Here is an 11,817-nt window from a genome sequence, read left to right as displayed (position 1 = left end):
GGTGTGAACCCCCAGACTCTTCGTGCCACCCCGGCGCGCTCGCTGACCGCCCTCGCGTCGCTCCTGCTCGCCGTCGGCCTCCTCGCCGGTTGCGGTGCGACCGACGACGCCCCGGCGGACGACACCTCGGCGTCGTCGTCGGTCGCTGCTGACGACGACGCGTCCGACGCCCCCGACAACTCGACCGACGGCGCTGACGACTCCGAGCTCTCCTACGAGGGCGTCGCGGGGAAGACGGCGCTCGAGCTGCTGCTCGCGGCCGACCCGAGCGCGACGGTCCAGGGCGAGGGCGACATGGCGTTCGTGACGGGCATCGGCGGCGTCGCCGCGGACCCGGCCGGCGAGTTCTGGGCGCTGTACGTGAACGGTGAGATGGCCCAGGTCGGCGCCGGGTCGCTCGTGACGGAGACGGGAGACGAGATCACGTGGAAGCTCGAGAAGTTCACCTCCTGACGCGCTGGTGGCGCCCCGCGATCGCGGTAGCGGTCGTGGCGCTCGCCGTCGTCTTCCGCCTCGTGCGCGCGGAGATCGGCGCCCCGCCGAACCTCGAGCTCGTGACGTCCGCGGCGTTCGCGGCCGCGGTCCTCGTACGCCACCGCCTGGCGTTCCTGGCCCCGCTGCTCGTCGCCGTCGTGTCCGACCTGGTGCTCGGCAACACGTCGATCGCGCTGTTCACGTGGAGCGCGTGGCTCGTCATCGGGCTCGCGGCGCTGCTGACCCGCAACACCTCCGGGTGGGGCCGTGTCGGCGCTGCGGCCGGGCTGGGCGTGGGCGGGTCGCTGTGGTTCTTCCTCTGGACCAACTTCGGCGTCTGGTTCCAGGGGCGCGGCGTCTGGTACCCGGCCGGGGTCGACGGGCTCGTGGCCAGCTACGTCGCCGGCCTGCCGTTCCTGCGCACCATGCTGATCGGCAACCTCGTGCTGCTGCCCGTCGTGGCTGCCGGGACGCTGCTCGTGGAGCGGCTCGAACGGTCGCACGGGCTCGCGGCGGTGCCACAGGCGGCGTGAGCCCCTGCGTGCGCTGCTGTCGTCAGGGGTCGAGGCGCTTGCGCAGGAGGCAGAACTCGTTGCCCTCGGGGTCGGCGAGCACGTGCCACGACTCGTCGCCCGTCTGCCCGATGTCCGCGCGGCGCGCGCCCAGGGCGAGCAGGCGTTCGAGCTCGGCGTCCTGGTCCCGGTCGGTCGCGTTGACGTCGATGTGCAGGGGGAGCTTGCCCGTCTTCGGGTCGTCGCTCGGGCTCAGGACGATGGTCGGCTGGAGGCCGCCGAACCCGACGTCGGCCGGGCCGATCTCGATCGCCCCGTCCTCCCGCCCGAGCTCGACGTAGCCGAGGACTCCGCTCCAGAACCGCGCGAGCAGCTCGGGGTCGGCGCAGTCGAGGACGAGCTCACTGATGCGGGATGCCATGCCTCGCAGTGTACGAAGGTGACGGCGGTCACGTCAGGCGAATTCCTGGCTGCGCGCGGTTCTGCACCGCCGATGGTGACGCGCCGCCGATGGTGACGCCGGGACCCGTCGCGGGTGACGCAACCCGATGCCGAGGGTGACGGAATCCGGCGGCGAGGGTGACGTCGTCGGACAGCGAGGGCGACGACCACGAGCCCTGCGGTCACCCGAGCTGTTCGGCCAGCGCGACGATGATCCCCTCCGGTCCGCGGAGGTAGCAGAGCCGGTAGGCGTCCTCGTACCGCACGATCTGGCCGACGAGCATGGCTCCGTGCCCCCGCAGCCGTTCGACCGTGTCGTCGATGTCGTCGACCGCGAACATCACGCGGTGCGAGCCCAAGGTGTTCGACGGTGCACGGCCCAGGCCGACGTCCACGGCCGCAGGGGAGTGGTAGGTGCTGAGCTCGAGCCGGCCAGGACCGTCGGGCACGCGCATCGTCGCGATCTCCGACCGCATCCCGTCGAGCCCGACGACGTCCCCCGCCCAGGCGCCTTCGATGGGCGCCCTGCCCTCGAGCTCCAGCCCGAGCTCGACGAAGAACGCCACTGCCGCGTCGAGGTCGTCGACGACGATGCCGACGTTGTCGAGCCTCTGGACGGTCATGAGTGCTCCTGTCTCAGGTGTTCGGCTCGGCCTGCCGGTCGACGCCGCGGTCTGCGGCCGCCATGTCGCCCGTCGAGGGCGTGCCGTCGGCTAGACCGTAACGCAGCAGCACGGTGCCCGCAGGGCTGGCGACGGGCGGTTCGAGGAGGGTGAGGTTGGTGGGCACGGCGCCGCCGTCGAACACCGACTTCCCGACGCCGAGGACGATGGGGTGCACCCACAGGTCGAGGCGGTCGAAGAGCTTCTCGCGCAGGAGCGTCTGCACCAGGCCGAGGCTGCCGACGACCTTGACGTGCTCGTGCCGGTCGCGGATCTCCCGCACCGCGGCGGCGAGGTCGGGGCCGAGCTGCGCGGACCCGGCCCAGGAGAGGTCCGGCTTGCCCCGCGAGGCGACGTACTTGGGGATGCGGTTGAAGAGCGCGGCGAAGCCGTCGTCCTGGCCGCCCTCCTGGTGGGGCCAGTAGGCGGCGAAGATGTCGTACGTGCGGCGGCCGAGCAAGAGGGCGTCGGTGCCCTCGTAAGCGGCGGCGACCTGCTCCCCGGCGACGTCGTCCAGCAGGGGCGCCTGCCAGCCGCCGAAGGGGAACCCGATGGGATCCTCGTCAGGCCCGCCGGGCGCCTGCCCGACGAGGTCCAGGGTCGTGAACAGCTCGATCTCGATCGATCCCATGAGATGCTCCGGTGGGTCGGTGGCAGGGTCATGGGGGTAGACCGGGGGGCGGGGGAGAACTCATCGGAGCGAGCCCGTGGTGCCCACGAGGCGTCGCCTGCACCGGCGGGAGCACGCGGGCCGGTCGAGGACCGCCCTCGCCCGTAGATCCGCTGATACGGTGCCCGAATGCTGGAGCGCCGACGGGACGAGCTGCGAAGCACCTACGTGCGACTCGGGACCGGTGAGCTTGCCGCCGCGGGAATCTTCGCCGCGGTCGCCCTGACCATCGTGACGCCTTGGCTCACCGAACCGGGCGACCGGTCGGCGATGTGGTCAGCGCTCGTCCCTCTGCTCGTGGTCCTCGTGCAGGCGGGCGTCTACTGGCTTCTGGCGCGTACCTGGGTAGGGCGGGCGCCGATGCCGCCGACCGTAGCCCTCACCTACCGCGCTCTTCGCGTCCTCACGGCCGGTGCCTTGGTGGTGGGCTTGATCGGGATCATCGTGTGGTGGCCCGATGACGTGGCCGTGGGCTTGATGGTGGCCGGGGTCTGGCTCTTCGGGGCCGTCGAGTACGTCAACTACTTCGTGGTTCGCCTGGCCTATCCGGTGCGGCAGTTCCTGACCGGCGTTCGGCAGCGTCGCACGCCCCGGCTCGTGCTGGACCTGCGGTCCGCTCGCTCACCGACCTCGGTCTCTCACGGGTAGCACGCGAGACCCAGGCTGCTGCGACACGGCGACGGCACGGCACTGCCCGGTGTGGAGCGACGACGTGTCCGATCTGAGGCATGTGCCACGGGTGCTACACCGAGAAGTACTTCGCCTCAGCGTGGTGGAACACGAACGCATCTGTCGACTGCTCCGGGTGCAGCTGTAGCTCGTCGGACAGCACCACACCCGCCCGCTCGGGCTTCAGCAGCTCGACGACCTTGCGGCGGTCCTCCATGTCGGGGCACGCCGGGTACCCCAACGAGAACCTCGCCCCGCGGTACTTCAGGTCGAACATCCCTTGGACGTCGTCGGGCTCCTCGCCCGCGAACCCCAGCTCGGAGCGCACGCGGGAGTGCCACATCTCGGCGAGCGCCTCGGTGAGCTGCACGGACAGGCCGTGCAGCTCCATGTACTCGCGGTACTTGTTGGCCGAGAACAGCTTGGCCGTGTGCACGTCGACGGTGTCGCCCATGGTCACGAGCTGGACGGGCAGGACGTCGTAGCGCCCGGTCTCCTCGACCCACGAGCGCGGCTTGACGAAGTCCGCGAGGCACAGGTGACGGTCGCGCCGTTGCCGGGGGAACGTGAAGCGCAACCGCTCGGTCCCCACCGGACCGCCCGAGCCGCCGTCGGGCCCGTCGTGGTGCCCGACGACCACGTCGTTGCCCTCCGACCAGACCGGGAAGTACCCGTAGATCACGGACGGGTCGACGATCCCGTCGGTGCGGATCTGCTCGAGCCACGCGTTGAGGCGCGGGCGCCCCTCGGTCTCGACGAGCTCCTCGTACGACGCCCCGGCCGCGCCTTCCGCACCGGACGAGCGCCCCGGCTTGAGACCCCACTGCCCCATGAACGTCGCGCGCTCGTCGAGGAACGCCGCGTAGTCGGCGAGCTGGATGCCCTTGACGATGCGCGTCCCCCAGAAGGGCGGGTCGGGGACCAGGTTGTCGGCCCCGACGTCGGAGCGGGCGGGCAGGTCCTCCTCGGGCGTCTGCGTCACGGTCACGGTCGCGTGCCGGCGCTTCTTGAGGGGAGGCAGCCCGACGGCGTCGCGCGCCTCTCCCCGCGCCACGCGGACGAGCGGTTCCATGAGTCGCAGGCCCTCGAACGCGTCACGCGCGTAGCGGACCTCGCCCTGGTAGACGTCGGCGAGGTCGTCCTCGACGTACGTGCGCGTCAGGGCCGCGCCGCCCAGCAGGACGGGCCAGCGCTGCGCGTACCCGCGGGCGTTGAGCTCCTCGAGGTTCTCCTTCATGACGACGGTCGACTTCACGAGCAGCCCGCTCATGCCGATCACGTCGGCGTCGTGGGCCTCGGCGGCCTCGATCATCGCGGCGATGGGCTGCTTGATGCCGATGTTGACCACGGTGTAGCCGTTGTTGGTCAGGATGATGTCGACGAGGTTCTTGCCGATGTCGTGCACGTCGCCGCGCACGGTGCCGATCACGATGGTGCCCTTGGACCGGCCGCTCGCGTCCTCGGACTTCTCCATGTGCGGTTCGAGGTAGGCCACGGCGGTCTTCATGGCCTCGGCCGACTGCAGCACGAACGGGAGCTGCATCTCGCCCTTGCCGAACAGCTCGCCCACGACCTTCATGCCTTCGAGCAGGTGGTCGTTGACGATGTCGAGGGCCTTCCAGCCCTCGTCGAGCGCGGCCTGGAGGTCGGTGTCGAGCCCCTTGAGCTCGCCGTCGACGATGCGTCGCTCGAGGCGCTCGCCCAGGGGCAGGGCCGCCATCTCGGCCGCGCGGGCGTCCTTGAGCGACGCCGAGTCGACGCCGGCGAACAGGTCGAGCAGGCGGGCCAGGGGGTCGACCGTCATGTTCCCCTCGGCGTCGAACTCGCGGCGGTCCCACACGAGGTCGAGCGCGGCCTGGCGCTGCTCGTCGGGGATCTTCGCGAGCGGCAGGATCTTGGCCGCGTGCACGATCGCGGAGTCGAGCCCGGCCTCCACGGCCTCGTGCAGGAACACCGAGTTGAGGACGACGCGCGCGGCGGGGTTGAGCCCGAACGACACGTTGGAGACGCCGAGCGTGGTGTGCACGCCCGGGTAGGCGGCCTTGAGCGCGTGGATCGCCTCGATGGTCTCGATCGCGTCGCGTCGCGTCTCCTCCTGCCCGGTCGCGATGGGGAAGGTCAGGGTGTCGACGACGATGTCCTCGATGCGCATGCCCCAGGTGCCCACGAGGTCGTCGATGAGACGCGAGGCGATCGCGACCTTGGTCTCGGCCGTGCGGGCCTGGCCGTCCTCGTCGATCGTCAGGGCGATGACCGCGGCGCCGTGCTCCTTGACGAGCGGCATGATCCGCGCGTAGCGCGACGTCGGACCGTCGCCGTCCTCGAAGTTCACCGAGTTCACGACGGCGCGCCCGCCGATGAGCTCGAGCCCCGCCTGGATCACGGGCGGCTCGGTCGAGTCGATCACGAGCGGCAGCGTCGAGGCGCTCGCGAGCCGCGAGACGACCGCGCGGGCGTCCGCGACGCCGTCGCGCCCCACGTAGTCGATGCACACGTCCAGCAGGTGGGCGCCGTCGCGTGTCTGGGCGCGCGCGATCGCGACGCACTCGTCCCAGTTCTCGGCCAGCATGGCCTCGCGGAACGCCTTGGACCCGTTGGCGTTGGTCCGCTCGCCGATCGCGAGGAACGAGGCGTCCTGGTCGAAGTCGACGTGCGAGTACAGGCTCGCGACGCCGACCTCGCGCGCGGGGCTGCGCGGGGTGACGGGCCGGGCGCGGACGGCCTCGACGACCTGGCGCAGGTGCTCGGGCGTGGTGCCGCAGCACCCGCCCACGAGGCCCAGTCCGAACTCGGTGACGAACTGGGCGTGCGCCGCGGCGAGCTCGCTCGGCGTGAGCGGGTAGGAGGCGCCGTTCTTGCCCAGCACGGGCAGGCCAGCGTTGGGCATGCACGTCACGGGGATCTCGGCGTGCTTGGACAGGTGGCGCAGGTGCTCGCTCATCTCGGCGGGTCCCGTGGCGCAGTTGAGGCCGATCGCGTCGACGCCGAGCGACTGGAGCGTGGTCAGCGCCGCGCCGATCTCCGAGCCCATGAGCATGGTGCCCGTGGTCTCGACCGTCACCTGCACGATGACCGGCACCGAGCGCCCGACGTCGCGCATCGCGGAGCGCGAGCCGTTGACGGCGGCCTTGGCCTGGAGCAGGTCCTGGCTGGTCTCGACCAGGATCGCGTCGACGCCGCCGTCGAGCAGTCCCGCAGCCTGCTCGGCGAACGTGTCGCGCAGGTTCGCGTACGTCGTGTGCCCCAGGCTCGGCAGCTTGGTCCCGGGGCCCATGGAGCCCAGGACCCAGCGCGGCTGCTCGGGGGTCGACCACGCGTCGGCGCGCTCGCGGGCGATGCGTGCGCCCGCGGCGGCGAGCTCGCGGATGCGGTCCTCGATGTCGTAGTCCGACAGGTTGGACCAGTTGGCGCCGAACGTGTTGGTCTCGACGCAGTCGACGCCGACCGCGAGATAGGCGTCGTGCACGGCCGCGATGATGTCGGGGCGCGAGACGTTGAGGATCTCGTTGCAGCCCTCGAGCTGCTGGTAGTCCTCGAGGCTCGGGTCCTGCTCCTGGATCATGGTGCCCATCGCGCCGTCGGCCACGACGACGCGGGTGCGCAGGGCCTCGGCGAAGGCGGCGGATCGGGCGTCGGCGGCGTCGTGGGACATGGACGGAACTGTAACGCCGGGGGAGCGCGTGCCGCCGGGACGTCCGGAAAAACAGGGTGCCGCGTCCGGCGCGCGACCCTAGCGTGGTGCCCATGAGCTCAGCACCCTCCGCCCGTCAGCCCCTCGCCCCGATCGCGGAGCGCGTCGCCGCGCCCGACGTCGTGCCCGTCCCGCACGTCGAGGGGCTCACGTGGCGGCCACTGACCGTCGAGGACACGCCTGCGCTCTTCGGCCTGATCGCGGCCGTCGAGGAGCACGACCAGCACCCGTACCGCACCGCGCTCGAGGAGACCGAGGAGATCTTCGAGGGCGACTGGCGCGACCTGCCCCGCGACACCCTCGTCGGGCTCGACGCCGACGGTGAGCCACGCGCGTACGCGTCCGTCGAGACCCGCCCCGGGGACACGACGGTCGTGCGCGCGTTCGTCCAGGGCGCCGTGCATCCGCAGTGGCGAGGCCGGGGCGTCGGTCGCCAGGTCATCGCCTGGTCGACGGCGCGCGCTCGTCAGCTCCTCGCGGCCTCGGGCAAGGAGCTGCCCGCGCGCATCGCGGGCTACGCCCAGGACGACGACGCGCTCGAGTGCCGCCTCTTCGAGGCCGCGGGCTTCACCGCGAACCGCTTCTACTCGAACCTGCGGCGCGACCTGTCGCTCCCGGTGCCGGAGGTCACGCTGGGCGAGGGGCTGCGCCTCGTGCCGTGGTCGCCCGAGCTCGACGAGGCCACGCGCCTCGCGCACAACGACGCGTTCCGCGACCACTGGGGCAGCGAGCCCGCGACGCCCGAGTCCTGGGTGCACGGGCGCAGCATGTTCGCCCCCGGGTGGAGCGTCCTCGTCGTGGACGACTCGCCCGCATCCGTGGACGGCTCGCCCGGCGAGGGCAGCCTGCCCGACGACGTCGCTCCCGCCGGGAGCACGGGCGCAGGTCCGGTCGTGGCCGGGTACCTGCTGTCGGGACGCTACGAGCACGACTGGCCCGTGCAGGGCTACTCGAGCGGCTACACCGAGACCTTGGGCGTGCGCCGGGCCTACCGCGGACGCAAGATCGCGGTCGCGCTGCTCAGCGCGGGCATGGCGGCGTACCGGGCGAGCGGCATCGACTACGCCGAGCTCGACGTCGACACCGAGAACCCCTCGGGTGCGCACGGGCTCTACGCGAGCCTCGGCTACGAGAAGAAGGACGGCTCACGGATGTACTCGATCGAGCTCTGAGGCTCTACCGTGTTCCCAGCCCGGCGTGGCAACGGTGCCACGCTGCTGGGACACCCGCGACCCGGGTGCCCCTCGCCTCGAAAGGGAACACCGTGGTTGCCTCGATCTCGCGCGTCTCGCACGCCCCCGTCCCGTCCACCCTCCTGAGGCGGCGCCCCGCGGCGCTCGCGGCCGGGGCGTTCCTGCTGCTCTCGGCGGTGCACCTCGGGGCGCACCTGGCCGGGGCCGAGCGGCTCGCCGAGGTCACGCAGTGGTTCGTCATGCCGCTGCTCGCGCTGGTCGTGTGGGCGGCGACGGCCGGTGGCCCACGGTCCCGCCTCGTGCGCTGGACGATCGTCGCGCTGGGCTTCTCGTGGCTCGGCGACAGCGCGCCGGACCTGTCGAGCGGGGACGTCTCCTTCCTGACCATGGTCGGGTTCTTCCTGCTCGCCCAGCTCGCGTACGCGGTCGCGTTCTGGCCGCGCCGCGGGGCGAGCCTGCTGCGCCGTCCGCTCCTGCTCGTGCCCTACGGGATCGCGCTCGGGGCCCTGGTCGCGGTGTGCGCCCCGCACGCGGGCGCGCTGCTCGTCCCGGTCATGGTCTACGGCGTGTGCCTGACCGTGATGGCGGTGCTGTCGACCGGCGTCGACCGGGTCGCGGGCGTCGGGGGCGCGATCTTCCTCGTCTCGGACGCGCTCATCGCGCTCGGGGCCTTCGTGCCGGGCTTCGAGGTCCCGGGGCCGTTCTCGTCCGGGTTCTGGGTCATGCTCACCTACCTCGCGGGGCAGGCGCTGCTCGTCGTCGGGATCCTGCGCCGGGACGCACAGGACGGGTCCGCAGCGGGCATCTCCGGCGGGTCGTCGTCCGTCGCCGGCGGGGCGTCGGGCGCGCGGTCGGCCTGAGCGGGCGGTTGCGCAGAGCCCGCAGGAACGCGAACGACCGTGGGATCGACCGGAGGACCCGGTCGACCCCACGGTCGTCCACCCAGGGACGGGAGGCTCAGCCGACGCCGATCGCCGTGATCGGCACGTCGAGCGGCGCGCCCGAGCCGTCGCGGCGCTGGTCGACGGGTGGCAGCTCGACGGGCTGACCGGCGGAACCGACGGCCCGGCCGGGGCCGCGGCCGACCCACGCGAGGATGAGCGTGTCCTCGCCCTTGAGGAACCGCTGGGCACGCACGCCGCCCGTCGCGCGACCCTTGCCGGGGTAGAGCTCGTACGGCGTGACCTTGCCCGAGCCGGCCTGTGTGCCCGGTAGCGCGTCGGAGGCCCCGGCGACGGTCACGACCGTCATGAGATCGCGGCTCGCGGCGTCGATCACGCCGAAGAACGTGACCTGCTGGCCCGGGGCCAGCTTGATGCCCGCCATGCCCGCTGCGCTGCGTCCCTGCGGGCGCACGGCCGACGCGTCGAAGTGCAGCAGGCTCGCGTCGGAGCTCACGAACACGAGCTCGTCCGCGTCCGTCACGGGGGCCGCGCCGACCACGGCGTCGCCCTCCTTGAGGGAGATGACCTCCCAGGAGTCCCGGTTGGTCGGCACGTCGCCCGCGATGACGCGCTTGACGACGCCGCCCGCGGTGCCGAGCGCGAGCGTGGGCGCGTCGGGGTCGAGGGACACGATCGTGATCGGCTTCTCGCCGGCCTCGAGGCTCACGATCTCGCTCAGGGGCACGCCGCCGGACAGGCTCGGGGCGCCGTCGGTCGGGGGGAGGGCGGGCAGGTCGAGCACCGAGAGCCGCACGACGCGCCCCTTGCTCGTCACGAGCCCCACGTCGCTGCGCACGCTGGCCAGCACGGCGCCGTTCAGGGCGTCGTGCGAGTGGCGGCGCCCGCCCGTGCCCGGCTCCGTCGCGTCGCCCGTGCGTGCCAGGAGCCCCGTCGCGGACATCAGCGCCCAGCACGGGGTGTCCTCGACCTCGAGCGGGACGGCCGAGATGGTCCCCAGGACGCCCTGCGCGGACGTGGGGGACGCTCCCGCGGACTCGAGCAGGATGGTGCGTCGCGGGGTCCCGTAGACCTTCGCGACCTCCTTCATCTCGGCCGAGACGACCGCGCGGAGCTTGGCGTCGTCGCCCAGGATCTCCTCGAGCTGGGCGATCTCCAGGCGCAGCGCCTCCTGCTCCTTCTCGAGCTCGAGGCGCGAGAACTTGGTCAGGCGCCGCAGCCGCAGCTCGAGGATGTACTCGGCCTGCGGGTCGGACAGGTCGAAGACCTCGCGCAGGCGGGTGCGCGCCGTCTCGGCGTCGTCGCTCGACCGGATCACCTGGATGACCTCGTCGATGTCGACGATCGCGAGCAGCAGACCCTCGACCAGGTGCAGGCGTTCCTTGCGCTTGGCGAGGCGGTAGGAGCTGCGACGACGGACGACGTCGATGCGGTGGTCGACCCACACCTGGAGGAGCTCGCGCAGGCCGAGCGTGCGGGGCTGGCCATCGACGAGCGCGACGTTGTTGATGCCGAACGAGTCCTCGAGCGGCGTGACCTTGTACAGCTGCTCGAGCACGGCCTCGGGGTTGAAGCCCGTCTTGATCTCGACGACGAGGCGCAGCCCGTGCGCGCGGTCGGTCAGGTCGGTCGCGTTGGTGATGCCGACGAGCTTCTTCGACTTCACGCCCTCGGCGATCTTCTCGATGACCTTCTCCGGCCCGACGAGGTAGGGGAGCTCGGTGAAGACGATGCCCTTGCGCTTGGCCGTGATGTTCTCGATGCGTGCGGTGGCCCGGGTGCGGAACGAGCCGCGGCCCGTGCGGTAGGCGTCGCGGATGCCGTCGAGGCCCACGATCTTGCCGCCGCCCGGCAGGTCCGGCCCGGGGATGAAGCGCATGAGCGCCTCGAGGTCTGCGGTCGGGTGCTTGATGAGGTGCTGCGCCGCAGCCACGACCTCGACCAGGTTGTGCGGCGCCATGTTGGTCGCCATGCCGACCGCGATGCCCGCTGCGCCGTTGACGAGCAGGTTGGGGATCGCGGAGGGCAGGACCTCGGGCTGGGTCAGCTTGTTGTCGTAGTTCGGGATGAAGTCGACGACGTCCTCGTCGAGCCCGACCGTCATGGCCATGGCGGCGCTCGCGAGCCGCGCCTCGGTGTAGCGCGGCGCGGCCGGCCCGTCGTCGAGCGACCCGAAGTTGCCGTGCCCGTCGACGAGCGGCAGGCGCAGCGAGAACGGCTGGGCCAGGCGCACCAGGGCGTCGTAGATCGCGGTGTCGCCGTGGGGGTGGAGCTTGCCCATGACCTCGCCGACGACGCGCGCGGACTTCACGTGCCCGCGGTCCGGGCGCAGGCCCATGTCGGACATCTGGAACAGGATGCGGCGCTGGACGGGCTTGAGCCCGTCGCGCGCGTCCGGCAGGGCGCGGGCGTAGATGACCGAGTACGCGTACTCGAGGAAGGACCCCTCCATCTCCGTCGTGACGTCGATGTCGATGATCTTCTCGTGGACCTCGCTCGGGTCGAGCGGGGCTTTCGAGGCGGACGGTCTGCGCGCCATGGGTCGTCGGGCTCCTGCGGGTCGATGGGTCGGGTGCTTCGGTGCGGTCGGCAGTGCGGTCGGC

10 protein-coding genes are annotated in these 11,817 nt (G+C 71.9%); 5 read left to right on the top strand and 5 right to left on the bottom strand.

The genetic code is table 11. The features are described from left to right. Positions 1 to 3: 3 nt before the first annotated feature. On the top strand, positions 4 to 453 hold the full coding sequence (locus JOD48_RS20155; RefSeq protein ID WP_204809134.1) for a DUF4430 domain-containing protein: 450 nt from the start codon (positions 4 to 6) through the stop codon (positions 451 to 453). Then, a complete protein-coding gene (locus tag JOD48_RS11495; protein ID WP_204809132.1) occupies positions 426 to 1,007 on the top strand; it encodes a DUF6580 family putative transport protein in 582 nt (193 codons plus the stop codon). The genes JOD48_RS20155 and JOD48_RS11495 overlap by 28 nt, the downstream gene beginning before the upstream one ends. A gap of 22 nt (positions 1,008 to 1,029) precedes the next feature. Here JOD48_RS11495 and JOD48_RS11490 read toward each other — a convergent pair whose 3' ends face one another. From JOD48_RS11490 to JOD48_RS11480, 3 genes are all read right to left on the bottom strand, one after another. Then, positions 1,030 to 1,407 carry a VOC family protein gene (locus JOD48_RS11490; protein WP_204809130.1) on the bottom strand — a complete coding sequence of 126 codons (378 nt, stop codon included), beginning with the start codon at positions 1,405 to 1,407 and terminating at the stop codon, positions 1,030 to 1,032. Between the two features lie 202 nt (positions 1,408 to 1,609). Beyond that, positions 1,610 to 2,050 carry a VOC family protein gene (locus JOD48_RS11485; RefSeq protein ID WP_204809128.1) on the bottom strand — a complete coding sequence of 147 codons (441 nt, stop codon included), beginning with the start codon at positions 2,048 to 2,050 and terminating at the stop codon, positions 1,610 to 1,612. Positions 2,051 to 2,063: 13 nt separating this feature from the next. Beyond that, a complete protein-coding gene (locus JOD48_RS11480; protein ID WP_204809126.1) occupies positions 2,064 to 2,720 on the bottom strand; it encodes a dihydrofolate reductase family protein in 657 nt (218 codons plus the stop codon). A gap of 168 nt (positions 2,721 to 2,888) precedes the next feature. Here JOD48_RS11480 and JOD48_RS11475 point away from each other — a divergent pair, with 168 nt between their 5' ends. Then, a complete protein-coding gene (locus tag JOD48_RS11475; protein WP_204809124.1) occupies positions 2,889 to 3,407 on the top strand; it encodes a hypothetical protein in 519 nt (172 codons plus the stop codon). Positions 3,408 to 3,501: 94 nt separating this feature from the next. Here the strand turns inward: JOD48_RS11475 and metH are convergent, their stop codons facing one another. After that, the gene (gene metH, locus JOD48_RS11470) at positions 3,502 to 7,080 is read right to left on the bottom strand and encodes a methionine synthase (RefSeq protein WP_204809122.1); all 3,579 of its coding nucleotides are present in this window, start codon (positions 7,078 to 7,080) and stop codon (positions 3,502 to 3,504) included. A 92-nt stretch (positions 7,081 to 7,172) separates the two neighbouring features. Between metH and JOD48_RS11465 the strand changes: the two genes are divergently transcribed. After that, the gene (locus JOD48_RS11465) at positions 7,173 to 8,291 is read left to right on the top strand and encodes a GNAT family N-acetyltransferase (RefSeq protein WP_204809120.1); all 1,119 of its coding nucleotides are present in this window, start codon (positions 7,173 to 7,175) and stop codon (positions 8,289 to 8,291) included. A gap of 92 nt (positions 8,292 to 8,383) precedes the next feature. Continuing rightward, the gene (locus tag JOD48_RS11460; protein WP_307824111.1) at positions 8,384 to 9,172 is read left to right on the top strand and encodes a lysoplasmalogenase; all 789 of its coding nucleotides are present in this window, start codon (positions 8,384 to 8,386) and stop codon (positions 9,170 to 9,172) included. Between the two features lie 97 nt (positions 9,173 to 9,269). Here the strand turns inward: JOD48_RS11460 and JOD48_RS11455 are convergent, their stop codons facing one another. Next, on the bottom strand, positions 9,270 to 11,753 hold the full coding sequence (locus JOD48_RS11455; RefSeq protein WP_204809118.1) for a DNA gyrase/topoisomerase IV subunit A: 2,484 nt from the start codon (positions 11,751 to 11,753) through the stop codon (positions 9,270 to 9,272). Positions 11,754 to 11,817: the final 64 nt, after the last annotated feature.

This window comes from Oerskovia paurometabola, from assembly GCF_016907365.1.
Lineage (GTDB): Bacteria > Actinomycetota > Actinomycetes > Actinomycetales > Cellulomonadaceae > Oerskovia > Oerskovia paurometabola.
Note: the sequence above shows the minus strand (reverse complement) of the source record. Positions and strands in the feature narration are given on the sequence as shown.

What these genes read in the sequence shown, in the direction of transcription:
- JOD48_RS11480 (WP_204809126.1), bottom strand. Translation starts at nt 2,720, where the DNA reads ATGGGATCGATCGAGATCGAGCTGTTCACGACCCTGGACCTCGTCGGG.
- JOD48_RS11475 (WP_204809124.1), top strand. Translation starts at nt 2,889, where the DNA reads ATGCTGGAGCGCCGACGGGACGAGCTGCGAAGCACCTACGTGCGACTC.
- JOD48_RS11485 (WP_204809128.1), bottom strand. Translation starts at nt 2,050, where the DNA reads ATGACCGTCCAGAGGCTCGACAACGTCGGCATCGTCGTCGACGACCTC.
- JOD48_RS11490 (WP_204809130.1), bottom strand. Translation starts at nt 1,407, where the DNA reads ATGGCATCCCGCATCAGTGAGCTCGTCCTCGACTGCGCCGACCCCGAG.
- metH (WP_204809122.1), bottom strand. Translation starts at nt 7,080, where the DNA reads ATGTCCCACGACGCCGCCGACGCCCGATCCGCCGCCTTCGCCGAGGCC.
- JOD48_RS11465 (WP_204809120.1), top strand. Translation starts at nt 7,173, where the DNA reads ATGAGCTCAGCACCCTCCGCCCGTCAGCCCCTCGCCCCGATCGCGGAG.
- JOD48_RS11455 (WP_204809118.1), bottom strand. Translation starts at nt 11,753, where the DNA reads ATGGCGCGCAGACCGTCCGCCTCGAAAGCCCCGCTCGACCCGAGCGAG.